Genomic DNA, 24,419 nt, shown 5'->3' on the forward strand with positions numbered 1-24,419 from the left:
TCATCACGGGTTTGACCATCTCTAAGGGGGCTCCCTCGGAATGAAGCCCCTTAAGGAAATTCCCGCTGTCCGATATATCAGAAGCATGGAGGTAAATCCTAGTATTCCCCCTAGGAAGGAGATAACATCAGCCGACAGGATCACCATCAGACCCAATGTGGTGAGGGTCCTGAGAACCTCCCTAGCCAAGTAGAGAAGGCCGCCAATCCCGAATCCCCGACCCAGCCCCTCCCTAGAGAGCCTTAACATCATGATCGCGAAGAGGAGGCTGCCCACGATCATTAACCCAGATCCCGCAATTGCTACTCCTTTCATAGACAGCGTTAGAGCCGGGGGCACACTTTCTTGCCCGCTTCCATCGGCCGCACTCGTTGCCATTATCGCGATCCAGCTACCTAGGAGCGATACTAGCACGCCGCCGATTATGAGGAGAACCCCTATCCTGCCCACATCTAGGCTGGGATCGAATCTCCTGAAATGTGAAGCTCCTTTGTAGAAGTTGAGGAGTGCTATGATAATGAGCACAAGTATAGTTGCTCCTATTAGCCCCGTAAGCGGACCTACAAGGTCTTCCAGCCAAGTGGGTGTGGTTGGGGAGGTGTGAACGAAGGACATGAGAATGAAGGTGAGGAGGATACCATCTGCCAGCTCCGAGGCCCACGCTATCGAGCCGAGAAGGGCACCCACTCTCACGGCTCTCATCCCCTTTACCAAGGGACTCCCACCATTCCTGTCATTCAATTCAGAAACGTTCTCCTCTATCATCATGAAAAATAAAACGGTGTTACAACTTAAAAAGTTAAGTTATATGCCCATAAAAGGTAAAAGTAGGACACATTAGTTCACTTCCCCCCCTACTAAGGAGGCTTCCACGCAAGCACCGCAACCTCGAGTGGAAAAGGAAAGAAAAGAAGTTGGTGAGAGAAGAGAAGGAGATGCACAGAATCGACCCTCATGACTTCAGCATCCTCCTCAGGACGTACTGCAGTATGCCGCCATGCTTGTAGTATTCCACCTCCACATGGGTGTCGAGCCTCGCCCTCACCTTGAACTCCACCACGCTTCCATCCGGCTTGGTGGCCCTCACGGTCAGCACCTTCCCGGGCTCCAGCCCCTCCTCTATCCCCAGTATGTCGTAGACCTCGTCTCCTTTCAACCCGAGGCTGCGCCAGCTCTCGCCCTCCATGAACTGGAGCGGCAGAACGCCCATCCCCACCAAGTTGCTCCTGTGGATCCTCTCGAAGCTCTCGGCTATGACCGCCTTCACCCCGAGCAGGGCGGTGCACTTGGCCGCCCAGTCCCTGCTGCTCCCTGTTCCATACTGCTTCCCCGCTATGACTATGAGGGGCGTGCCCTGCTCCCCGTACTTCATGGCCGCATCGTATATCCACATCTTCTCTCCCGTGGGCCAGTAGACGGTCTTTCCCCCTTCCTCTTCCACCAGCAGGTTCCTTATCCTGACATTGCTGAAGCACCCACGGTTCATGACCTCGTGATTGCCCCTCCTGCTGCCGAATGTGTTGAACTCCTCCGGCTTAACTCCATGCTCGATCAGGTACTTACCAGCGGGGCTCTCGACTGGTATTGCGCCAGCAGGGCTTATGTGGTCCGTGGTAACCCTGTCACCGAACAGGGCCAGAACTCTAGCTCCCCTTAAGTCTTTCGGCTCAGGGGGCTCCAAGCCCATTCCCTCGAAGAACGGGGGCTTCTTTATGTAGGTGCTCCTCGGATCCCAAGAATAGAGGTCACCGCTGGGGGCTTGGAGGGACTCCCACCTCTCGTCCCCCTTGAAGACATCCCTGTACTTCTCCCTGAAGAGTTCAGGATCTAAGGCGCGCTCCACGGCGTCCTTCAGTTCCTCCTGAGTGGGCCATATGTCTTTGAGGTAGACCGGCTGTCCGTTGGGGTCGTAGGCTAGGGGCTCCCTAGTGAGGTCCACGTCCATCCTGCCAGCTATGGCGTAAGCGACTACGAGGGGCGGGCTCGCCAGGAAGTTACCCCTCGAGAGTGGGTGGATCCTCCCGCTGAAGTTCCTGTTCCCACTAAGCACTGAGACGGCGTACAGGTCGTGTTCCCTTACGGCTCTCTCCACCTCGGGGCGGAGGGGACCGCTGTTCCCTATGCAGGTGGTGCATCCGTAACCCACGACGTGGAACCTCAGGGCCTCTAGGTAGGGGAGCAGGCCCGTCTGCCTGAGGTAGTCGGTTACCACCCTGCTACCAGGCGCCAAGCTGGTCTTCACCCATGGCTTGGTCCTCAGCCCCCTCTCCACCGCCTTCTTCGCGAGCAGGCCGGCGCCGAGCATCACGGTGGGGTTGCTGGTGTTGGTGCAGCTGGTTATCGCCGCGATGATGACGCTCCCGTGCTTCAGGAGGACCTCTTCCCCCTCCAAGGTGATGGGTACTCCCTCTGCTGCTGATTCGCCTGATGGACTGGGTCCTCCCTCCGAGGCGTAGGCGGCATGTTCCTCCGTCTCTACATGATAACCCAAGGCCTCTAAGTACGCTTTCAGTATCTTCAGGAACCTCTCCTTCGCCTCCTTGAGCGGTATCCTGTCCTCCGGATGGCTCGGTCCCGATATACTCGGCTCAACCTGACTCATATCCACCTCAACTACATCGCTGTACACGGGCTCGGGAGCTCCGGGCTCCCTGAACAACATATTCACCTTTGTGTATCTCTCCACCAGTTCCACGTGCGAGGGATCCCTCCCGGTACGCAGGAGGAAGTCGAGTGTGGCCTCGTCGACCGGGAAGAACCCCATCGTGGCCCCGTACTCTGGGCTCATGTTCGCTATGGTCGCCCTGTCGGGGATACTGAGCTTCTCAACTCCAGGACCGAAGTACTCCACGAACTTGCCCACCACACCCTTCTTCCTGAGGATCTCGGTGATCGTGAGGACCAGATCCGTTGGAGTCGCCCCTTCCGGCAGCTCCCCTACCAGCTTGACCCCTATTACCTCGGGGAGGACCATGTAATAGGGCTGCCCAAGCATCGCCGCCTCGGCCTCTATGCCACCGACCCCCCACCCCATGACGCCTAATCCATTGATCATGGTTGTATGGCTGTCAGTTCCCAAGACGGAGTCTGGGTAGAGGGTGGGCTTGCCCTCGAACTCCCTGAGGTGAACGACCTTAGCTAGGTACTCGAGGTTCACTTGATGAATTATCCCCCTCCCAGGGGGCACGACCCTGAAGTTCGAGAAGGCCTTCTGGGCCCACTTCAGCAGGTTGTACCTCTCCTTATTCCTCTCGAACTCAAGCTCCATGTTCCTGGCTAGGGCGTATAGGGTCCCGAAGAAGTCCACCTGCACACTGTGATCGATTATCAAGTCGGCCGGTATCAGGGGATTGACCTTCTTGGGATCCCCTCCCAGCTCCCTCATTGCATCTCTCATGGCTGCGAGGTCGACGACAGCCGGCACCCCGGTGAAGTCCTGCATGACTATCCTGGCGGGCATGAACGGGATTTCGGTCTTGCCCTGCTTCTCCTCCCACAGGGCGACCTTCTCGACATCCTCCCCCCTGACCACATGCCCATCGTAATTCCTCAGGACGTTCTCCAGCAGTATCCTTATGCTGTACGGGAGCCTGCTGACCTCGACCAGCCCCTCCTCCTCCAAGTGGCGGAGGCTCCAGAACTTGGCCTTCTCCGAGTTGACATCCATGTAATCGACAAGATCGGAGGGGTTGATGTCCGCCAAATCGACCACCTCTAGAGGGTGGACCTTACTCCTAAAAATGTATGACACCAGATAGGGTAAAATCCTGCTGTACTCCGTACCATCGGAGGATGGCTCCATGTCCGATCCCTGCCGCTTCAGGCCTATAGGCGTCATCAGGACCGACGCCAGCGAAGAGGAGGTCAAGTCCAGCTATGAGGGGGTTAGAGGGTATGTTGAGGTTTTCTCCGAGTTCTCTGAGGGCCTCAAAGGTGTGGAGGGATTCTCCCACTTGATACTCATCACCTGCTTACACAGGGTCTCGGAGGAGCAGAGGAAGGTGCTCGTGGTCAGGCCAAGGAGGCTGATGAGATTCGGACTATCCCTAGAAGAGCTGCCGGAGGTCGGGGTGTTCGCGTCCGATTCCCCCCACAGGCCCAATCCCATAGGCCTTCACGTGGTGAGGTTAGAGGGTATTGAGGGTCACAGGCTCCTAGTCTCGGGGCTGGATGCCTTCGATGGAACACCTGTACTTGACATAAAGCCTTATACGATCTCAAGACTGGTGGAAAGGCCCAGTTACCCTGAATGGTACGAGGAGCTGAGGAGGAGAACGGGTAGGGAGGTGTGATGCGAAGCTACCTGAAGAGCCTTCCCAAATACTCTACAGCCTCCCCCTCACTCATCTCCAAGTAGTCACCGGGATTCCTCCCCTTGGGATGGGGTCTCACGGTCGAGTACCTGAGACAGGTTCTCCCCAGCACGTCGAATATCTCGTGGGGACCGAGCAGCCTCCTCAGAGCTTCCAGATCCTCCATGAGGGGTAGAGATCCCCCGAAGTCCCTCCTGAACCAGTGGCCGACGGTGTGCCTGTAGGAGGAGGAGAAGGCATCCACCACATCCCTAACCCTCAGCCCTCTCTCCCTCCTCAGGACGTTCAGGTATAGGGCTGCTATCGGCTGATCCACCTTGAAGAGCCTCCCCCTAACGAAATAGTCGCCTATGACGATCTTTCTTGCCCCGGGAGATGCTCCCCAGTTGATCCTCTCCAGCCCGGAGAACTTGCTGTTCACGGATCCGTTCGCCCCCCTGACCAGCCTGACTGGAGATGTTGGAGGGGTCACCTCAACCTCTAGCTCAGGCAACGTTTCTACGCTCGTCCATAGCTGGGAGCCGCAGTTGGGACACCTGCCGTTGAGAGGGTCGAACTCCAAGGGTGCGCCGCACAGAGGACACCTCAGCTCAACCCTAGCCTCGGATCTGGGGTGCAGGACGAACTCCTTCGTGAGGGATCCGTCCGACCACTCGACCTCAACCTCCCTGACGAAACCGTCCTCGTATCTGCTCAACACCTTAGCAATGGTTCCCCTCCTCCTGACCTTGGATACCGAATCACTGACCTCCATCCCTATGGGGTCCGCCCTGTACCTCTCCTCGGTCTTGGGAGGGGCTCTAAGGGCATCCAAGTTGAACCTGTAGCTGATCCTCTTGGTGTCCCTAGCCATCACGAAGATTGGAAACCACTTCCCACCTTGAGAGACGACTACCATGTTCCGGAGGACGTACCCGTACTTTAGCATCGCAGATGGAAGGCAGAGATCTCCCAATTCCCACTTCCTAATCCCTAGGAGGAAGAGAGCGTCCTCCCTGTGGCTAGACAGGAACTCCTCGGTGGTCATGCCCCTGAGTACTGAGGCGAAATCGGAGCTGTTGGAGGCTACGTGAATCTCTCCTCTAGGATCGCTCCTCAGCACCACTGGATCCACAGCCGGGAGGTCCACGTTTCCAGCGGGCTCCCATCGGTAGCTCTCCTCGCCAACTCGCACCTCCTCGAAGTTCCTTTCCCCTACCCTATGCCTGATGATCTCGACGAACTCCTCTCCCCTCTCTATCATGATCCACTTGGCTTCTATACCCATTCCCTCTAGAACGGCAGCTACAGTCCCGGTACCGGCGAAAGGGTCTAGGACAACGTCACCTTCCCCCAACCTCACCCTCCTGATCAGCTCCCTCACCAATCCTCCAGGGAAGATGGCCGTATGCTTCCAAGGCGTCTGCTCCAGCCTGACCTTGATCACCGAGCTGCCACCCCTGTACGCGCTGTTCCCAGACTTGGAGAGCACGAGCACGGGCTCGTAGGTGTTCGTGAACCTGTCCCTGGCTGGGGAAGGCATGTGGTTGATCTTGTACCAGATGATGATGTCTTGGAGGTACCACCCCCTCCTTACCATCTCCCCAGCCAGCCTGTAGGGTATCTGGAGGAGGTGGGATTTACCGTACTTCGGGAGGTACTTGTCCCCAACGTTGAGGAAGAACACCCCGTCGGGAGTAAGTTTATCCCTCAACAGATCGAATATCGCGACCAATCTCCCTATGTAATCCTCGGGGGTCCTCTCCTGACCTATCTGTCCCTCGAAACCGTAGTCCCGCTGTTTCCAGTATGGCGGGGACGTCACGGCCAGTTTCACGGATTCCGGAGGAACCTTCTTCAGGGCAGCGTACACATCCCCGTGGAGCAGGAGGTTTTTCACATCGGGGAGTCGAGGGTCATCCCTAAAAGTGTGATTCGGCTCTCGTCGCAGAGTAACAGTAATTAGCTCCACCCTCGCCAGATTCCGATGGACTACGTAGCTGTAGGTCACATCACCGTGGACGAGCTAGACGGGCTCGTTAGACTAGGTGGAGGTGTTTCCTACGGATCAGCCTTCGCCGCTGGCTTGGGACTTGTAGCCAAGGTTGTTTCTAGGGTCGGTACCGACCTGACCGACGAGCTGCTCCGTCCCCTCAGGGAGGCGGGAGTGGACCTGAGTGGCGTGAGGAGGTCATGCGAGAGGACGACGAGGTTCGTCATCAGGCTAAAGGAGAGCAGCGAGGTCTCAGGGCTCGCGTACAGGTGCGACCCAATCGCCCCCTCAGATCTGGAGGGAGTCGAGGCGGGCGTTATCCATCTGGCTCCGGTGGCTAGGGAGGTGAGCAGGGAAGTGGCATACGCGGCGATCAACTCGGGATCCCTAGTATTGCTGGACCTGCAGGGCGTGATAAGGACATTCGATGACGGTTTTGGGCTCGATGGCACGCTAGCTGGGGAGTTCGAGGGCCTCGATCTGGTGGTGCACGCTAACCTCCAAGAGGCGAGGGCCATCACGGGAGAGGATAATCCAATGAACGCGGCGGAGCGCCTCTCCTCGATGTTCTGGATGTCCTCGGTCACCTTGGGGAGGAGGGGGGCAGTGATATCATCGCCTGAGGGGTTCGTGATGGCTAGGGCTCCGGAGGTAGAGTCCCTAGACGACGTCGGTGCCGGGGATGTCTTCACCGCCGCGTTGGGGATAGCGCTGTGGAGAGGCTATTCCTTGGAGGATGCTGCCAGGTTCTCCGTGGCGGCGGCTGCCGCCTCGACAAGGAGAAGGGGGCCCGTCCCAGTAGCTCGGGAGGAAGTGGAGTCACTCATGCCCAAGGTCGAGGTATCATGGCTCTGAGCTAGTAAACTTTAAAGTAGTATACTTTAGAGTATAATTATGATCGCTAGGTTCGTAAACAGGGAGAAGGAGCTGGAGTTCCTTGAAAGGGCCTACAGATCCCCAGTACCCCAGCTGTTGGTTATCTACGGAAGGAGGAGGATAGGAAAGACCGAGCTGGTCCTGAGGTTCCTGAGGGACAAGCCCCACATCTACTACTTGGCTGACTTGGAGTCGGGACTTTCCCAGCTGAAGAGGTTCAAGAGGTCCGCCGAGGTCCTGCTGCAGGACGAGACCTTCAGGAGAGCAGAATTCAGGGACTGGGAGGACCTGTTCGTCGCCCTCTTGGACAGGTGGGGGGGTGAAAGGAGGCTCATAATAGCCATAGACGAATTCCCGAACTTGGTGAGGGTAAATCCGGCATTTCCCTCCATACTCCAGAGGGTGTGGGACCTCTACCTCTCTAGGGAAGATGTGATGCTCATACTCACGGGTTCATCCGTCTCCGTGATGGAGGACGAGGTCCTCAGCTCCAAGTCTCCCCTTTACGGCAGGAGAACGGGTCAATGGAAGCTGGGACCAATCAGCCCTGAATACCTAGGGGAATTCCTTCCCTATAAGGAGGAAGATCTGGCGAGGACCTATGGGGTGACCGGTGGGGTCCCCCACTACCTCAACCTGTTCGATCCCAACCTCCCCTTCTGGGATAATGTGGAGAGGCTAGCCCTGAGCAAGGGAGGGTTCCTGTACGAGGAAGCTGACTTCCTGCTAAGGGGGGAGCTGAGGGACCCTTCGAACTACAAGAGCATCTTGGAGGCTCTGGCTAGGGGTGCTACTAGACTGGGGGAAGTGTGCAACCTGACGGGACTGGACAGGGGGCTCGTGTCCAAGTACCTCAGCGTCTTGGAGAGGTTGGATGTGGTGGCGGGGGAGAGGCCCTACGGCTCAGGCCCCAAGAGTAGGAGGAAGAGGTACAGGATAAGGGACCCCTACATGAGGTTCTACTTCAGGTACATCCAGCCCAACAAGTGGATGATAGAATCCGGCCTCGGAAGCGAGCTGAGGAGGGAGGTCGAGGCCGATTACGACAACTTCATGGGTCTCACGATGGAAGAGATATGCAGAGAGGTGCTCCCACGCCGATTCAGCGCCAGGAGGGTTGGGAAGTGGTGGGGCGGAGAGGGGGATCTGGATCTGATTATGAGGGGCGCGAAAACCGTGATGGTTGAGTGCAAGTGGGGAACGGCCAAGGTGAGGAATGAGGTCCGAAGGATGAGAAGGCTGACCTCGATAGTGGGAATCAGAGCGGACCTTTACGTGATAGTAGCCAGGAGATTCGAGGGAAGGCCCGAGAGTGGTGTAAAGCTCATCTCCTTGAGGGAGCTGCTGAGCCCTCCTAAACTTTAAGAAATTTAACTTTTTTAGATATAACTAAGGTGATGGGGACGGGGCTCTCCGGCGAGGAGAAGGAGGAAATCAGGAGAAGGGTCATAGAGGCTCTCAAAACGGTTTATGACCCCGAAATACCGGTTAACGTCTACGACTTAGGGCTGGTTTATCGGGTAGAGGTTGACGATGAGGGTAACGTGACGGTGGACATGACCCTCACCTCTCCCGGCTGTCCCGTCGCTGAGATGGTGCTGAACATGGCGGAGGCGGCGATCATGGAGAGACTGCCCGACAGGGAGGTGAAGGTCAACCTAGTATGGGAGCCCTTCTGGACGCCCGACAAGGTCAATGAGGAGGGTAGGAAGAAGCTAGAGGAGATTTACGGTTACGATTTCGTCGGAGAGTGGTTGAAGAGACAGAGGGGTGGTCAGGTTGGGTAGGAACCGGGAATATGTGGCTTACGTGATGAGCCGGCTCGGCTGCGTTCACCCCTTCAGGATCTCCAGAATACTCTTACTGGCCGACTGGCTTTCAATGGAGAGGAGGAACAAGAGGCTCACTAATCTAACCTACGTGAAGGAGGAGTTCGGGTTCTACGTGGAGGAGCTCACGGGCATAATGGAAGAGCTACAGGATGAGGGGTGCGTGATCAAGAGAGAGGAGAGGAAGTGCCTAGAGTACACATGCAGCGAGCCTGAGATATCGGAGGAGGACAGGGAGATACTTGAGGAGGTCATATCCGAGGTCAAGGACCTAGATGATAGGGAGCTCAACAGGCGCGTGCTCTCCGATCCGAGGTACAGGGAGGGATCACCATGATCGTCTCTGTGTCAGGCGGTAAGGGAGGCACGGGGAAGTCGACGGTCGCCGTCAACTTGGCCATACTGCTGGCCGAGGGAAGGAAGCTGGTGATGGCCGACTTGGACGTGGAGGACCCCAACGACCACATCCTGCTGGGGGTGAGCTTGGAGGGGGAGAGGCCGGTGAACATAATGCTCCCCTTCATAAGGTACGATGATTGCATAAAATGCGGCGAGTGCGGACGCGTTTGCGACACCGGAGCCATGCTGATAAGCCCCGATGGCCTCCCCTACGTAATTCCTAGGTTGTGCAGCGGATGCAGGGCCTGCTATTTCGTCTGCCCCACGAGGGCGATAGTCGAGGGCGAGAGGACCATCGGGTACACCTACCACACGGTGGTGGAGAGAGGAAGCAAGTTCGACTTGGTGACGGGGGTGCTCAGGGAGGGAGAGGAGCACACGCCTCCCGCCGTTCTAGCTGCGAGGGAGAGGGCCTTCTCCTTGCCCGCGGACCTCTACATGGTGGATACATCGGCTGGCACGAGCAACTCGGTAGCCACGGCCATGGACGGCTCTCGCTTGGTTATAGCAGTGACGGAGCCCACTCCCCTTGGACTTCACGACTTGGAGCTGATACTCAGGTTGACCCAGAAGATGGGAATAGAGACGTGGGTAGTGATGAACAGGTCTGGCTTGGGATCGGAGGAGAGGCACGAGGAGGTGGTGAGGCGCTACGGGTCGGAGATAGTGGCTAGAATACCGTATTCTAAGAGAATAGTCGAGTCCTATGTCAGGGGAGAGCCCATAGTCCTCCTTCATCCCGACTCGGAGGAAGCTCAGGTGTTCAGGGAGCTGGCGTCTATGATCGAGGGGGTGATCTGAATGTTGGAGATGGCCATAGCCAGTGGTAAGGGAGGGGTGGGTAAGTCAACGGTGTCGGCCACGATAGCGATCACGCTGGCGAGGAGGAGGAAGGTGATAGCGGTGGATGCCGACGCCGATGCCCCGAACATGCACCTAATACTCGGTTTGGGCGAGGAGTGGGAGTGGGAGCAACCATATAGCGAGTCCATGGTGGCGAGGATAGTGACGGAGAAGTGCATAAAATGCGGCGAGTGCAGGGCCGTCTGTCCTTACAAGGCCATATACGTGGACGAGGAGGGAAACTACATGGTGAATCCTGTAATTTGTGAGGGATGTGAGACCTGCTCCCTCGTCTGTCCCGTTAAAGGGGCGATAGTTAGGGAGGAGACGCTCTCCGGGATGCTGAGAATGACCCGAACAAGGTACGGGTTTCCTTTAATATCGGCGAGGCTGGATCCCGGGAGGCCAAACTCAGGCAAGCTCGTCACAGAGGAGAAGACGAAGGCCAAGGAGATGGCCGACGATGATACTGTAATAGTGGTTGACTCCGCAGCGGGCATCGGGTGTCAAGTCGTGTCCAGCCTCGCAGGGGCCAACATGGCCATTCTCGTGGCGGAACCTACCCCGGCGAGCTTCAACGCCCTGAAGAGGGTCCACAAGCTCACAAAGCACTTCATGCAACCCGCTGCGGTGGTGATAAACAAGTGGGACATGAACCCCGATCTAGCGGCGGAGATAGAGGCCTACGCGAGGGAGAACAACCTCGATATGTTGGGCAAGATACCCTTCGACGACAGCATACCGAAAAGCATGGCCATGATGGTCCCGGTCACCGAAGCGTTCCCCGATAGCCCGGCCTCCAAGGCCTTGCTTGACGTTGCTAGGAGGGTGGAGGCCATCTTGGACGAGTGGTCCTCCTGGTTCATGAGGTTCAGGCCCAAGAAGCCCGAGCCATATAGGCCCATCATTATAAAGCCGGAAGGCTTCTGACGGGAGGTGATTCGATGAGGATAGCGTTCGCTACAGAGGAGAACAACGGCCTGAATTCTGTGGTGAGTAGCAGGTTCGGTAGAGCCCGCTACTTCGTTATAGTGGATTACGAGGGAGGGGAGGTGAAGAGCTACAGGGTCGAGGTGAACCCCGGATCCGAGGCGCGGAGCGGCGCGGGGATAAAGGCCGTGCAGAAGCTGATAAACGAGAGGGTGAACGTGGCAGTGGCTGGCTCCTTCGGACCGAATGCCATGACCGCGCTGGAGGAGATGGGGGTAAGGCACGTGGGGATGAGCGGTATAACTGTTGAGGAGGCCCTTAACAGGTTGAAGAATCAGCTCTGAAAGTTTTTCTCCTCTCCCCTCCCCTCAACTTATGCTGCTGGAGGATAAGGTGGCCCTCGTAACTGGCGGCACATCTGGGATAGGTCTCTCTACCGCTGAACTCTTCCTCAAGGAGGGCGCCAGAGTAGCGATCATGGGGAGAAACGAGGAGAGAGGTAGGGGGGCTCTAGAAAGGCTCAAGAACTTGGGGGAGATCTCCTTCCACAGGGGAGATGTGTCCAAGGAGGAAGACGCTGAGAGAGTCGTTAGGGAGGTGGTATCCAAGTACGGCAGGATCGACGTACTGGTCAATGCGGCAGGCGTCTTCACTGGAGCCCCGTTAAGTGAGATGAGAGTGAAAGAATGGGACAGGACCATAGCCGTGAACTTGAGGGGGACGTTCCTCATGACCAAGTTCTCATTGCCCCACATGGGTGAGGCCATAGTGAATGTGAGCTCCACCGCAGGGGTCAGCCCCTACCCCAGAGGAACGGCTTACTGCTCAGCGAAGGCCGCTGTTATCGCTTTCTCCAAGGCTTTAGCCCTTGAACTAGCTGAAAGGGGTATAAGGGTAAATGTAGTGGCTCCAGGCCTGACAGATACGCCCATGCTGAGGGGAATAGCGGGAAGCGAGGAGAGGATGAGGGAATTCGCTTCCCTAGTACCCATGGGGAGGATAGCCACGCCGGAAGAGGTGGCGGAGGCTATACTCTTTCTAGCTTCCCCCAAAGCTAAGTACGTGACCGGGCAGGTCTTGGTAGTTGATGGAGGTATGACGGCTGGCAGAGTCACAACGGCGGGTTCTAGGTATGCTGAGCGTTGATCCGACCGCTGACCCTACCCTCTATAAACCCCAGCAGGGAGGCCACAGCCCTGTAGGTGAGGAGAGCAATGGCCAGGCCCACTACACCCATGGAGGAGCCAAGGTAGAGTATTAAGATCACGAATACGGAAAGGGAAAGCGAATTCACCAGCAGCACAGCCTTCGGATCCTCCTCACTATACTTCCCAGCTGACCATATTACGAAGGCAGCGTCGAATATTATAGCTAAAGCTGCTATCTGAGCTACCTCTGAGCTCACGGGATAGAACCTCGGGAACAGTTTCTCAATAACGACAGGGATGATGAAGAAGCCAGCGGTTGCGGTGAGGGCAGAGAGACCCAGCCCCATGAGCTCTACTAGCTTTGTCCTCCTACCCGACGATTTCTCTGGCAGGAGATAGCTCCCCAAGCTGGAAGGTATCACTAGCATGGCAGAGTAGAATTGGAAAGCCAGCTGATAGTATCCCAGTGTGGTCTCACCATAGAGGGCGCCCACGAGCACTTTGTCCAATCTCGCCCCCATGGTGGCCACAGCCCCGGTGAGTAGCGACATTAGGGAGAAGCCCATATGCCTCCTGAGCGCCCCAAGGTTCCTGAATCCCCTGACTTCCGAACAGATCCGAAGAGATAACAGCAGGTACACAATAGAGAACCCATAAAGAACCGCGTCGATTCCCCAGACGGGGACTAGAGCTAGCACTATTACCAGAATCGATAGACGACTAACCCCTTGGAGGATGGCGAAGCTCATGTATTTCCTCCTGCCGAGCCTCTCCTTGAGAACTAAACCGAATAGGGAGTTGGATAGCACTATCAGCGGGAGGGATGGATGGAAAATCGCTAAGGGAATGCCAGCGGCGAGCGATGTGATCATCACTAGAACAACAGCGGGTGGAACCAGCTCATCCTCTCCCTTAGGCAGGAAGGTCTGGATAGTAGTAGGGAGACCTAAGCCAGTGAAGCTAGCTACGAGAACTCCCAGAGAGAGGAAGAAATTCGCTCTACCGTACTCGTTAACAGAAAGGAGCTTAGCTAGTATCAGCCATGTAAGGGCTCCCAAGACCACAACTGCCATGTTACCGGCCGTTACCAGCCTCAGCCCTTCTTGACCTAATGCATTCCTCATGAGGTCCCTTGGGGCGAGTACCAACTCGCGCACCGCCCTATTAGCGGTGATTGGGTGAGGGAATTAAAAAAGCAGATGGAGGGTACGGACATGTCTATGGGGAGGAGATCCTTGAGCTGGCTGATTTCAAATTACTAAGGGGGGGAATTACTTTTCACGAGGGTCCTCGGGGATAGATGGGTTTATGGATTTTAAGATCCGAGATTCTATTATCGCTGATATAAGGGTCTCTTTAGGTTATCTGAGGTCAGGAAACTTGTCATGACATGAGCTGCTAATTCTGATGGCGAGTTCTGGTTGAGAATGAGCTAAGTTAAGTGAGTTTGCTAACTCAGCCGTGGCTGTAGTTTTTGATTTATTAGTTAGAAGCGCTTGGGAAATCCCTCATGTTGGAGAATAGAGTGACTACTGCTTCCTCTCAGCTATTTCCCGCACAATACTCTCGAACTCTAAAGCGCTCCTATCCCAATTGAATTGCCTCGCCCAAGAGAGGGCATTTCTACTCAGTTCTTCTCTTAACTCCTCGTCTACGAGGACTCTCTCTAGCACCCTCGCCATGGCCTCCGGTTTAGGCGAAACTAGAAAACCATTATATCCATGCTTGATTGAGTCCCTCAGGCCCTTGATATCGTACCCGATGGCTGGTGTCCCGAGAGCGTTGGCATCCGTGATAACCTGTCCCCATCCCTCCCTGACACCTGGAACCAAGATGACCCAAGATCTCCTCACCAAGAGATCCTTCTCTCTAGAGGGAAGATAGCCGAAGAATTTCACGATTCTTCCATATCTCCTCTCTAAATCCCTCCTCAAGTATCCTTCGCCCACCATCCATAGACGAATGTCTTTTAATCTCCTTCTTACTATTAGAAAGGCCTTGATAGCGTCTTCTGGTTTTTTCGCCCTCTTCATCCTACCCACATAAATCACAGTAGGAAAATCGCTCTTCTTTGGGACGCTATCTAGGGGATCGACGTTTACTCCATTAAGTACGATTCTGATATCCCTGAATCCCAGATTCCTTAGGTCTTCCTCGGTGGATCTTGATACTGTGATCGTTGTGACTCCCCTGTATCTCCTCAACCACCACCTCTCTAGGAAGGCATAGCCTATGACTGCCAGAGGTAGGGGGGTTTCATAAAACCAGAATTCCCTAGCCAGTTGGTGTATAAGGGCCAGCGTTCTACTCTCCCCTACCCTTTTAACCACCATGAAGGGCCTAGTGTTTATCTCATCTACTATAACGTCGTACTCCCCGTGATGTCTTTCACAGAACTTTTTAGCCTCTTTGAACACAGAGAGCCCCTTGCCACGCCTAATGATCTCAACTCCATCTATCCTCTCCAGCTCAGAACCTCCGCTGAAATTGGATGTAAAGAGAGTCACCTCGATCCCTCGTCTAACGAGCCTCTTAGCTATGTTATGGGTATAAATCTCAGCTCCTCCCGACTCCGGGTTCCTTAAATCTCTCCAATTAAACCAGAGTACTCTAACAACTCCTGATCCGATTCTCCCGATCGGGAGACCACCTCCCTCTGGACAATCGAACGCGTTATTCTCCTAGTGCGGAGGGATATGGATAGCTTGATCAAAGATATGAGCATAGATAAGATAGTCGTCAGAGTCACAGTGCTTTTGCTGGAGTAGTTCACTATAACAGGGACCTCTATCACCCTGAATCCCGCCTTGTGAGCTATAGCGAGCATCTCAGAATCGCTCACGAAACCTGCATCAGTTACTAAGGGGAGTATGTCATTTAGCACATATTTCTTAAATATCTTCATTCCAGTTTGGGTATCGCTATAAGGAATCCCCAAAAAGATCCTAGCTAGTGCGGAGAATACTCGGCTAGCCAAATATCTGATACGTGAGGGATAGGTGACAACGGAATCTGCATGTCTCTTAGAACCTATGACAACATCTGCTCTACTTTCCGAAAGAACTCTGAGGTATAATGGGATCATTGATGGATCTATATCCCCATCAGCGTCTAAGAACATTATTATCTTGCCACGGGATTCCATGAATCCCCTTCTTAAGGCATACCCCTTTCCCATGTTAGAGGTTAATCTTACAGCAATCAACTGTGGAAGGACACGTTGCAGGGCCAGTACTACCCCCCATGTGTGATCGTCGCTGCCGTCATCAACTACTATAATCTCCCAATCGTTAGTTATATCACTCAATATCGCCGCAAGCTTTTCGATCGTATTTTTGATAGAGAACTCCTCGTTATAAGCCGGGATTATTACAGAGATTTCAATGAACCCGGAGCTTGATCCCTTCACCATGGCTCCCATCTAGCTAAATCCTCCATTAACATTTAAATTTCCATACAGAGCCTCCTTGAGAGCACAATATCATATGATGATTTGCCTATTTTATCTACATTTTTTTATCCTCTTACGTTGATTTGCAATATTGGTCTGCTAAAGCCAAGATGTATTTGGATCCTCGTAATTTAGTGATAGTACCATGATGAACTGATTAGGAGAAGTAGAAGAATTATAAAAGACAGCAAGAAGATAAGTGCGCTTATCTCTCTGAGGGATGACAGTCCGAATTGCGAGAAGATAACTAGATAAGAGAGCAATGCGGCCACTATGAAGGGTTTGGACTTTTCCATCATTCTGCGAATCGTATTTATCGAGGTAAGAGTGATTAATCCGATTATCGCCGAGATCAGGAGAATTAAAATAGTTTGAGGGAGTGTCCACCTGCCTTTTTTGACTATAATACAATTCTCTGTGCTAATCAAATTAATTTCCTCTGGATAATTACTATCCCTTAATATATTTCCTACTATCTCTAGATTTGAGGGCATTCTTTCCATATTATCGTTGATGTCTATATAGAGGACTGACTTCCTTGGGTCACCAAAAATGGCGAACTCAATGGATTTAACTTTAATTAATCCAGAGAGATTTAATTCGGTCCATGTGAAGTTTCCACTCGCTATGATAACTAGGACTCTACCCTCATTTGTCTTCGCTACACCATATAATGCGTCGATTTCAACACCAGCTACCCTTAGGTATGGATGTGCTTCCCCGATCCAATCTCCGTAGATGATTAAACTGCCACTAGTTCCATTCATTAGCCTGACGACCAGCACTCCATTAGCTGTCTCAAATGAGAGGTTCTGGGGTACTACCTCAAGCTTAGGGGGGAGACATTCTACGAGAGTTAGGGGCAGGGGGGTGATAATAGCAATGAAAAAGATAACGAGGTGTCTAGCGAGCATATCTTGCTAGATAGGATTAAATCAGATAAAAATATAATTCTTCCGAAGATGGGTAATATCGGAGGGAATCCTTCTGCCATCTGAAACCCAACTGAAACCTTTAGTTTCAGTGGTTATACCAACTAAGAACTCCAGTAGGACCCTAGACGTATGCTTGAAGTCTGTCCTAAATCAGACTTACCCAAATCTAGAAATAATAGTCGTTGACAACTTTAGCGAGGATGGAACCATTAAGATAGCCGAGAAGTACGGGGCTATTGTAATTAAAGCATCCTCAGAGAGGTCTGCTGCTAAGAATATAGGGCTAAGGAGGGCGAGAGGTGAGTACATAATTTTTATAGACTCGGACATGGAGCTCAGCCCCACTTTAATAGAAGAATGCGTGGAGGTAGCCCAGTCCTCTCCCAACTTTGGGGGAGCTATTATACCAGAGAGGTCTGTAGGAAGTTCTTGGTGGGTTACCGTCAGGAATTTCGAGAGATCATTCTACTCAGGCACTCAAATTGAGTCAGCCAGGTTCTTTAGGCGTGATCTAGCCCTGATGGTAGGTGGTTTCGATGAGGATCTGGTATTTTTCGAGGAGGCCACTCTCCCTAGCAAGCTGAGGATGGCAGGATATAACGTCGATTACAGGGTGGGCAGCTTTATTTACCACCATGAGGAGGACTTCTCTCTAATAAGGTGGCTCAAGAAGAAATACTACTATGGCAAGACTCTAGCGCTTTACTTGGATAGATATGGGGAGTACACGGCGGATGATCAGTTAAACCCGTTGAGAAGGGTCTCAATATTCCTTAGAAATAGGAGGTTCTACTCTCACCCAGGGTTGGCTATGGGGGTCCTTATCCTCAAGCTGATGGAGTTTATATCCGTTCTAGCGGGTCACATAAATGGAGAGGTTATACCTAGTCTTCTGAGTGATCTGAGCAGGAAGGTGAGGAAACTCGCTAATAGAGTGAGTAGGGAGAGAGTCAATCCCAGTAGAAACCACTCATAAGGCTTATAAACGATATCTATCCTGAGATCCCCCCTTTCATCGATCCAGAAACCATTTATCATGTTATTCACCATTATTGGTGGGACCTCCTTAGTATAGCTGTCAGAGTATACCCTCGCAGTCCAAAGTGGATCATACTGCTTTGCTAGGATGAGTAAAAAAGGCCCGCTTGAGTTGACCCTGACCCTCCACTCTATCGGAGATATCCTCCTGAAAGTGATGTTAAGGGGAGGGGGGAATAAGTCCTCTCTTCTCTTCATCTTACCTTCATCAGTCGAGTAGATCCAAATATCATCCAAGCAAGAGGTCCTATAGCCAATTACTCTAAAATCCTTCAACTCCATGACATTAGGTAAGGGATATGGCGTCATGAAACCATACCATATTTCTAAGCTTAAATACCTAACCGAAGAATCGCTCACTTTGTGTTCAACTTTGATCTCTTTCCAGTCGAAAGAGCCATCTCCTATCCATCCCTTATAATACATCCGAACGATCTTACCGTCCGATCCGTACTCCGATATCTTGAGGTGAATGGCCGATCCGTTTATAGATCTTATCTTGAATGAGAATCTATAGATCAGAGATCTGTTGACCTGTATTAAGGGAGACTTCAGGGTCTTCCAGCCCCAAGTAGAACCATGAAGTGAAACCACCAGATTGCCCTTCTCATCCACTGAGTAGCTTATATTCGCTCCAAACTGTCTATTAAAGTTCCTGTCGAGCCAAGCAGTGAGGTCTTCTCTCCGCCTGAAGTTCCAAGACTTCTCGTAGTATGTTGATTTGAAGAGGACCTTTAAAGTATGGTTTCCTTCCTCTAGCTTAATAGGACCTATGTACTTAGGTGAGATGCTTTGGGACGAGAGGAAGAATTGCATATCATCTATCCACACAGAGAAGGCTCCTCTAATGCCCAATGAGAGGATATAATCGCCAGTTGTGGGGACTTTGAGGTCTGTCCAAGCCATTCCTCCTGGGAGTAACAGGAGACACTCGCCGTTACTAGCGTTCCCGTCATTCATGATCAGTCCACCATTGAAATGAAGGGAACCCTCCGCCTCGATTGGAAGGAGTATTGAACTCTCTTCTGCATCAGATAGTATCTTCCCTAACGTCTCGTATATAGTTATGGGGACTAGAGCTATCTCACTTACCGCATTAAACCCATCTAAAGCCTGCATTTCTATAAGATAATCCCCAGGTCTCAGCTGAAAGCTTCCTATCTTGATCCATCTGAACTTATTGGTGTCGTCTTGCGTTTTCAAATTGAAGGTCCTTCCGTTGAAGGAGATCCTGAGGGCGCCTCCCACCTTGCTTACAAATGCCTTTACCAAGAGGATGTAGTTTCCATCCTCCCTTACTCTCAAAGGGACTCTCAGGATATTCGGCACGGTGAATCTCCTCAGGTCGTAGATTCTGATGTCATCTATCCTATAACAGGAGCTTGAGCTCTCATTCTGTCTGATCCAGAACTGGACTTTCACATACCTAGTTCTCTGAGGAGTGAGTACGTTTACTGAGAACTCCCTCCAATCGAAGGTTCCTGATCTACCGAGGAAGAGGTAATCTAAACCGAGATAGCTCTTGTTCTCATCGTAGTAATAGATCTTGCCATGGAGACCAACTACGTCCCTTCCCTCGACCCATGCTCTCACTTGATACCATCGGTTCGGCTCTACTCTGAGGTAATCAGTGGAAATTATCTTCCAAGGGATCCCTTTACCGCGGGAAACCGTGACCAGTAGGCTCCATTTACCGTGCTTAGCAGTGGGGGAGAGGTGGATGGACAGGATATCGGGGTGTTTGACCTCTATCTTCAACGGTCTTTCGAAATCGATCCTATGGACTATATCTTGCTCGCTAACCTGCGGATCATCGGTGAGCAGTGTGTAGGGGGTCCAAGTGAAAACAACTGAGTAATCAGAGCTCCAACTTTTCACACCTAACTTATCAATGTAAACGAAAAAGTTATTGAGCCAGCCTCCACCGAACATTCCAGTAGACCAGAAGTTCTTGGGTCTATGATGATCCGATCTAGGATAGATGAGCAGTACCTTAGGGAGCTTGGGAGGTCCATTAGTGATGATCACCATGTCCTCGAAGTAGGGATAGACGGTATACCCATTCAGCTTTAAGCCCATCGATGTATCAAGGTAGGTAGAGTAGGCTATCTTGCTTAGGGCATAAATGACAGGCCTTGCCCCTCTAATCTCGTATAAGGAGAAATTTCCCTCCTCCGATAATGGATTGAAGAAGGGGGAACGTCTCAGAAAATCTTTTGATTTTTCTACTAGTTTCCTCCCATTTTCTTCTAGAGCATCGCTTCTTAAAACCAGATACCTAACGGAAAGTCCCTCTAGAATGGATGAAATATCACCAGCCGCGCTTGTATTGAATAGATGGTTAAGAAAGCCCCCATTCGATTCTCCTATTTCCCTAAAAGAGTTAAGGGAGCTTATGCTCATTTGGGGGATATCAGAATATGTGAGATGATATCCAGTCATAGGAAGAAAGAATATTTCGTAGTCTTTCGCCTCTGGCATCGCCTTCACGAGATTCAATGTATCGTTTAGATCCGAGGGGAAGGGATGGAGGTATCTCTCGAAATGGCCATTGAGATTTCCCGTCATTGCAGGCCATCCGAGGAAGACTATAGATGCTATCATAAGGAGGAATATGGATATTGTTAGGCTCTTACTTCTCCCTCCCCCTCGGTCAAGATGCCCCCTGCTATGGGACAGGGATCCCGCTAGCAGAGCGTATAGGAAGTTAGCAGCGATGACACTCAAACCGGTGTTCTTGTAAGGATCCCTTATTACCCATCCCAGCGGGAACTCCATGAAAAAGGCCTTATACAGATCACCTATGAGGGGATACTTGCTTCCCGTAGATAAGACAGTGCCTATAACCCATAAAGTGGAAAAATAAGCGGCATAGCTTGTTTGCTCTCTGTGCCTCCTAACGAAAGAGAAGTACGTTCCAAGGCTTAAAACCAAGACAAGCAGGCTTAAGAGACTGAGTGGTTCCCATAGATCCATCCTCATGAAGAGTATGGAGTAGTCTGGGTTAGCTGGCTCGCCCCAAAGCCAGCTTCCTGAGTAACGGAATGCATTAGTAAGGGAAGCTCTCCTAGAGAGGAGCTCAACGTTCTCTATAACTTTACCATAGCTCTGGAACCCTGTAGGACCTGAAACACCGTAAAATACCGTGAGGATCTGTGGAAGGAGTGACCAGCTATCGAGCAAAACCGCGGTGAGAAAACCTAAGAAAATTCTCCAGTCAATGATCCAAGAGATTATTTCCCTTCCGGAAAACTTCGCCTGTATGAGGAGATAAAGTCCCAGCATCAGTCCAGCATATATGATCAGCGATTGGACCTGCGTTGATATGAGAGCTATAAGAACCGATAGTCTAGCGATGCTCCCGAAACTAGGCCCGGAAGGGGACTTAAGTATCTTGTCAATTTCAGAGAGGAGCATATAGGACGATGCTAGAGCTAATACGAGCCAATAGTGATGAGCTACCTTATTCGTTGTCCAAGGATTGTAGATGAAGAACAAAACCCCTAGCGCTGATGAGACGCCGTATTTGTACTCCCTCAATCCAGGGAGGGCTTTTTCCAAAAAATATTTATTAGAGAAGTAAATAATTAGGGAACTAATATATAAAATTGCGACATTAAATAGGATCTCTGATGATACATCATCCAATACAGTACTAAATAACATTATGAAGAGGAGGAGGGGTATCTTCGGGGCATGAATGAATATTTTATTCAAGTGATGCTGAAGATGCTCGTGAACTGAGAGAGCATACCTATTGTCGCCCATAATTAAGATCTTATGAGACATGAGAGGATTAAGAAAATAGACTACTGAAGGGATGGCTAGAACAGCAGCTATGGCTAGATTCATTATAAGTGCTCTATTCATCGATCTTCTCAGCAAGAAGATAAAGCCTCCCCTTTACATGATGGTAGTACCAGCCCAGAAGATATCTAATAGGCTCGCCGATGGTTAGAATTGGGGTGATGCTAAGTGATGATAACGATTTGAAGTATGAAACTATATCGGATGGTATGTACTTCGACTTAACCTTGAAGCATGAGTCCTCCAGCAGATCCTTCCAAAATCTTAAGGGTCTAACGTTGATATGGGTGAGATCATATAGCCACCTGCTGGCCTTGCAAGGATTAGCCGTTGTTAGTATGAGGTAGCCACTAGGTCTCATTATCCTACATATCTCAGATATAGCCTGAAATATATCTCTGGGATGCACGTGCTCAACGACATCTATTGCTGAGACCACATGAAACTCAGAATCAATGAAAGGGATCTTTAGAATGGATGCCTCGACTATACGGGATTTAACCTTGGTTGGAGCCATCTCTATGGCCGCCCTCGAGATCTCTATTCCATAGGCATCTATTCCCAGATCTAAGAGCTCCTTGATCATGCTTCCTGTCCCACATCCGATGTCCAACCATTTAACACTTTCAGGCGATTTTAGCGCTCCTAATTTATGTAAGATGAACTTTGCCATGTGCTTTTTTGGATAAGCTTTCATATCACGATAATATTCTTCGTTGTAATCGAGCTTAAATTTCCTACTAGGCATGTCGATCACCTAAGCGGTTGATTATGCTCAGCATTTCATTCATATGGCTGCTCAGGTTATATCGCCTAGTTACCTCCCAACACTTCATTCCCAAGCTAAGGGGATCACCTCTCATTATCTCGTTTATTCTCTCAACCCACATACTAGTGCTGTGTTTAGGAAGGCATAAGCTCTCTCTTAGGTCGAAGGGCATCAACTCGCATACACCCGATGTGTCTGCCACTAATACGGGGGTCCCCACGGACATTGACTCCATAGCACTCATATTGAAGTTCTCGTGTCCCGGGTAAACGAATAGGTTAGCGTTTTTCAGCAGATTAGTGACTTCTCTATCAGAGGGAGAGAGCACTACCCTTACCTCCCTCCCTCTCTTGATTAGATCTCTATAGAGCTCCAGTATTCTTCGAAAATTAGGATTCATTTTATTACCATAGCCAGCTATTACGATTTTCCACTTGACTAATCTTGCTATTTTAGCGAGATTTATGAATGCTTCATGGTCAATCCTCCCCAAGATGATTATGTAGCCCTCCCTCTCGGTCCTAATCTCTCTCCTGTCGAGTGGGACATTCACAGTGGGATAGAGAACTCTGACCTTCGAGAGGATACCGCGGCAATGAATCTGTTTTAATTTGTTGAGTGAGGATATGCTGTTAACAAGAACCATATCAATCCGCTTGAGTATATCCTTCTCTGCTCTCATCATTAGAGCCTTATTACTAGAGAGTATATAGCCTAGGATAGATCCTGTAAGCGAGTATGAATGGGGATCATGGAGGTAGAGTATCTTAATTGATCGTGTAAGGGCCTTATGTCTCCTTATGATGATTGCGGAGGGTAGATTATGGAGGATCAGATACCTATAACGGTCTAACAAGTTCATCCGCTGGAATGGGAGTATTCCATGGAAAATCCTTCCGAAGATTTCGTCGCCAAAAAAATATAGTGGTTTGATTCCCCTTTCCTCGAATAAGGGCCATTCGTCTCTGCTCCTAACGATAGAGGCTATGGACGCGTTGAAGCCCTCCCTTCTCAACATCTCGGTCTCGGAAATAGCTACCCTTGCCACCCCACCTGGCTGAGTAGAATGAATTATCGACAGGATCGAGGCATGGTCCACACGCTTTCACGTACTTTACTTTTTAAAAAGGGTACCAGCCAGTCCTCGTTATAGGGTAACCATCTGAATAGAACGTACCTCAATCTCCTGTAAATAGTTAACATCCAATCTAGGATTTCGATAGGCTTTTTTCTAGGAATTAGATCAAGTGGTAGAAAATAGATGGGAGACACTAAGGATTCGATCCTCAAGGGGGGGGCTGACTCCAACCCCTCCACCTTGTCCCTGAGATCTATATCCCACATTAAGAGACCTTTAGCCACCACATAACGGAGGATATTCCTGACAGCTGGATGTTTAACGGTCCCTAAGCGTTTCACTTTGCTCAATAATCTCAGCATGATGAGGAAATCCCCCAAGGTAACATAATGGTGTTGAAAAGCTGAGTGGCCTGCGATGATCAAGAGTTCTCTCTCAGGACTGGGCATCAGAACTGGCTCATCAAAGATCCTAGATTCTACCGCATCTCGCCATACTTCAAGAGAATCTAGGGCTCTATTACCTGACCAAGATATCTCGTAATGGAGATCGACGGGAACTAGCTCCTCTGAAAGGAAAGTCCTAGCGCTATGAAATCTATGTCTCTTCTCGATCATTCCAAGATCTCTTAGGGACTTTCTTACCATATCAAAATCTTCGGGCTTAACTAACACATCTACATCAGTAGGTACGCCTATTTCATCAGAAGACGTCTTGAAGATGATGAAATCGACGTTCAGAGTTTCTTTGAGGAGCTGGATGGTCCTTCTAATTCTACCCATCATTTCATAGCATATTTGGAGCCCTATCCTTACGATCTTCTCCATCTCAGGGGGAAGGGAGTCCAAGCGAACGATCCTCTTGAGTAGCGCTAACTCCACTCCATTTCTCGACGCGTCTCCCAACAAACGGAGCCAATCGATTCCTTCCCATCCGACCGTTACTTCTTCGGAAGGCATTAGGATATATGAAAGCACCCTATCTCCCTGATCAAGTTGTTCCAATAACTTATCTCTCAGGAGGGAGATAAC

Annotated in this window: 21 protein-coding genes; 10 read left to right on the plus strand and 11 right to left on the minus strand. The window is 51.2% G+C overall.

The features are described from left to right. Nucleotides 1-21 precede the first annotated feature (21 nt). Together QI197_07990 and acnA are read right to left on the minus strand one after the other, a co-directional pair. Nucleotides 22-702, minus strand: coding sequence for a hypothetical protein (locus QI197_07990; GenBank protein ID MDK2373299.1), 681 nt, complete (start codon nucleotides 700-702; stop codon nucleotides 22-24). Nucleotides 703-952: 250 nt separating this feature from the next. Further along, nucleotides 953-3,667, minus strand: coding sequence for an aconitate hydratase AcnA (gene acnA / locus QI197_07995; GenBank protein ID MDK2373300.1), 2,715 nt, complete (start codon nucleotides 3,665-3,667; stop codon nucleotides 953-955). A 133-nt stretch (nucleotides 3,668-3,800) separates the two neighbouring features. Between acnA and tsaA the strand changes: the two genes are divergently transcribed. After that, nucleotides 3,801-4,292 carry a tRNA (N6-threonylcarbamoyladenosine(37)-N6)-methyltransferase TrmO gene (tsaA, locus tag QI197_08000; protein ID MDK2373301.1) on the plus strand — a complete coding sequence of 164 codons (492 nt, stop codon included), beginning with the start codon at nucleotides 3,801-3,803 and terminating at the stop codon, nucleotides 4,290-4,292. A 7-nt stretch (nucleotides 4,293-4,299) separates the two neighbouring features. Here tsaA and QI197_08005 read toward each other — a convergent pair whose 3' ends face one another. Continuing rightward, nucleotides 4,300-6,192: a DNA methyltransferase gene (locus QI197_08005; protein MDK2373302.1), complete on the minus strand. Its 1,893-nt coding sequence runs from the start codon at nucleotides 6,190-6,192 to the stop codon at nucleotides 4,300-4,302. 87 nt (nucleotides 6,193-6,279) lie between these two features. Between QI197_08005 and QI197_08010 the strand changes: the two genes are divergently transcribed. The 8 genes from QI197_08010 to QI197_08045 are packed head-to-tail and all read left to right on the plus strand — an operon-like array spanning nucleotide 6,280 to nucleotide 12,308. Further along, complete coding sequence (locus QI197_08010; GenBank protein MDK2373303.1) at nucleotides 6,280-7,140, plus strand: PfkB family carbohydrate kinase; 861 nt, start codon at nucleotides 6,280-6,282, stop codon at nucleotides 7,138-7,140. Nucleotides 7,141-7,179: 39 nt separating this feature from the next. Beyond that, nucleotides 7,180-8,526, plus strand: a complete 1,347-nt coding sequence (locus QI197_08015; GenBank protein MDK2373304.1) for an ATP-binding protein — start codon at nucleotides 7,180-7,182, stop codon at nucleotides 8,524-8,526. 32 nt (nucleotides 8,527-8,558) lie between these two features. Continuing rightward, the gene (locus QI197_08020; protein ID MDK2373305.1) at nucleotides 8,559-8,948 is read left to right on the plus strand and encodes an iron-sulfur cluster assembly protein; all 390 of its coding nucleotides are present in this window, start codon (nucleotides 8,559-8,561) and stop codon (nucleotides 8,946-8,948) included. Then, the gene (locus QI197_08025; protein ID MDK2373306.1) at nucleotides 8,941-9,327 is read left to right on the plus strand and encodes a Panacea domain-containing protein; all 387 of its coding nucleotides are present in this window, start codon (nucleotides 8,941-8,943) and stop codon (nucleotides 9,325-9,327) included. The genes QI197_08020 and QI197_08025 overlap by 8 nt, the downstream gene beginning before the upstream one ends. Then, nucleotides 9,324-10,190 carry an ATP-binding protein gene (locus QI197_08030; protein ID MDK2373307.1) on the plus strand — a complete coding sequence of 289 codons (867 nt, stop codon included), beginning with the start codon at nucleotides 9,324-9,326 and terminating at the stop codon, nucleotides 10,188-10,190. The genes QI197_08025 and QI197_08030 overlap by 4 nt, the downstream gene beginning before the upstream one ends. Nucleotides 10,191-10,193: 3 nt before the next feature. Continuing rightward, nucleotides 10,194-11,162: an ATP-binding protein gene (locus QI197_08035; GenBank protein ID MDK2373308.1), complete on the plus strand. Its 969-nt coding sequence runs from the start codon at nucleotides 10,194-10,196 to the stop codon at nucleotides 11,160-11,162. Between the two features lie 14 nt (nucleotides 11,163-11,176). Beyond that, a complete protein-coding gene (locus QI197_08040) occupies nucleotides 11,177-11,506 on the plus strand; it encodes a NifB/NifX family molybdenum-iron cluster-binding protein (GenBank protein ID MDK2373309.1) in 330 nt (109 codons plus the stop codon). A gap of 31 nt (nucleotides 11,507-11,537) precedes the next feature. Further along, complete coding sequence (locus tag QI197_08045) at nucleotides 11,538-12,308, plus strand: SDR family NAD(P)-dependent oxidoreductase (GenBank protein MDK2373310.1); 771 nt, start codon at nucleotides 11,538-11,540, stop codon at nucleotides 12,306-12,308. On the opposite strand, the gene QI197_08050 is transcribed toward QI197_08045, so the two are convergent. The 4 genes from QI197_08050 to QI197_08065 form a co-directional block, all read right to left on the minus strand. After that, complete coding sequence (locus tag QI197_08050; protein ID MDK2373311.1) at nucleotides 12,289-13,458, minus strand: oligosaccharide flippase family protein; 1,170 nt, start codon at nucleotides 13,456-13,458, stop codon at nucleotides 12,289-12,291. The two genes, QI197_08045 and QI197_08050, sit on opposite strands and share 20 nt — an antisense overlap. Nucleotides 13,459-13,839: 381 nt before the next feature. Continuing rightward, nucleotides 13,840-14,940 (minus strand): glycosyltransferase family 4 protein, encoded by a 1,101-nt coding sequence (locus QI197_08055; protein ID MDK2373312.1) that lies wholly within the window; start codon nucleotides 14,938-14,940, stop codon nucleotides 13,840-13,842. Continuing rightward, nucleotides 14,892-15,731, minus strand: a complete 840-nt coding sequence (locus QI197_08060) for a glycosyltransferase family 2 protein (GenBank protein ID MDK2373313.1) — start codon at nucleotides 15,729-15,731, stop codon at nucleotides 14,892-14,894. The genes QI197_08055 and QI197_08060 overlap by 49 nt, the downstream gene beginning before the upstream one ends. 161 nt (nucleotides 15,732-15,892) lie before the next feature. Beyond that, nucleotides 15,893-16,546: a hypothetical protein gene (locus QI197_08065; protein ID MDK2373314.1), complete on the minus strand. Its 654-nt coding sequence runs from the start codon at nucleotides 16,544-16,546 to the stop codon at nucleotides 15,893-15,895. A gap of 238 nt (nucleotides 16,547-16,784) precedes the next feature. Between QI197_08065 and QI197_08070 the strand changes: the two genes are divergently transcribed. Continuing rightward, nucleotides 16,785-17,672 (plus strand): glycosyltransferase family A protein, encoded by an 888-nt coding sequence (locus QI197_08070; GenBank protein MDK2373315.1) that lies wholly within the window; start codon nucleotides 16,785-16,787, stop codon nucleotides 17,670-17,672. Here QI197_08070 and QI197_08075 read toward each other — a convergent pair. The 4 genes from QI197_08075 to QI197_08090 form a co-directional block, all read right to left on the minus strand. After that, nucleotides 17,558-21,274: a hypothetical protein gene (locus QI197_08075; GenBank protein MDK2373316.1), complete on the minus strand. Its 3,717-nt coding sequence runs from the start codon at nucleotides 21,272-21,274 to the stop codon at nucleotides 17,558-17,560. The two genes, QI197_08070 and QI197_08075, sit on opposite strands and share 115 nt — an antisense overlap. Before the next feature lie 322 nt (nucleotides 21,275-21,596). Next, nucleotides 21,597-22,289 (minus strand): class I SAM-dependent methyltransferase, encoded by a 693-nt coding sequence (locus QI197_08080; protein MDK2373317.1) that lies wholly within the window; start codon nucleotides 22,287-22,289, stop codon nucleotides 21,597-21,599. Continuing rightward, a complete protein-coding gene (locus QI197_08085; protein MDK2373318.1) occupies nucleotides 22,282-23,358 on the minus strand; it encodes a glycosyltransferase family 4 protein in 1,077 nt (358 codons plus the stop codon). Before QI197_08085 ends, QI197_08080 begins: the two co-directional genes overlap by 8 nt. A 23-nt stretch (nucleotides 23,359-23,381) precedes the next feature. Then, nucleotides 23,382-24,419, minus strand: a 1,038-nt coding sequence (locus QI197_08090; protein MDK2373319.1) for a nucleotidyltransferase family protein, incomplete at its 5' end; no start/stop codon positions are given.

This window comes from Thermoproteota archaeon, from assembly GCA_030130125.1.
Classification (GTDB): domain Archaea; phylum Korarchaeota; class Korarchaeia; order Korarchaeales; family Korarchaeaceae; genus Korarchaeum.

Bases quoted from the DNA above. Each gene is read 5' to 3' on its own strand.
- QI197_08030 (MDK2373307.1), top strand. From the start codon at position 9,324: ATGATCGTCTCTGTGTCAGGCGGTAAGGGAGGCACGGGGAAGTCGACG.
- QI197_08045 (MDK2373310.1), top strand. From the start codon at position 11,538: ATGCTGCTGGAGGATAAGGTGGCCCTCGTAACTGGCGGCACATCTGGG.
- QI197_08020 (MDK2373305.1), top strand. From the start codon at position 8,559: ATGGGGACGGGGCTCTCCGGCGAGGAGAAGGAGGAAATCAGGAGAAGG.
- QI197_08015 (MDK2373304.1), top strand. From the start codon at position 7,180: ATGATCGCTAGGTTCGTAAACAGGGAGAAGGAGCTGGAGTTCCTTGAA.
- QI197_08060 (MDK2373313.1), bottom strand. From the start codon at position 15,731: ATGGGAGCCATGGTGAAGGGATCAAGCTCCGGGTTCATTGAAATCTCT.
- QI197_08080 (MDK2373317.1), bottom strand. From the start codon at position 22,289: ATGCCTAGTAGGAAATTTAAGCTCGATTACAACGAAGAATATTATCGT.
- QI197_08010 (MDK2373303.1), top strand. From the start codon at position 6,280: ATGGACTACGTAGCTGTAGGTCACATCACCGTGGACGAGCTAGACGGG.
- acnA (MDK2373300.1), bottom strand. From the start codon at position 3,667: ATGGATGTCAACTCGGAGAAGGCCAAGTTCTGGAGCCTCCGCCACTTG.
- QI197_08040 (MDK2373309.1), top strand. From the start codon at position 11,177: ATGAGGATAGCGTTCGCTACAGAGGAGAACAACGGCCTGAATTCTGTG.
- tsaA (MDK2373301.1), top strand. From the start codon at position 3,801: ATGTCCGATCCCTGCCGCTTCAGGCCTATAGGCGTCATCAGGACCGAC.
- QI197_07990 (MDK2373299.1), bottom strand. From the start codon at position 702: ATGAGAGCCGTGAGAGTGGGTGCCCTTCTCGGCTCGATAGCGTGGGCC.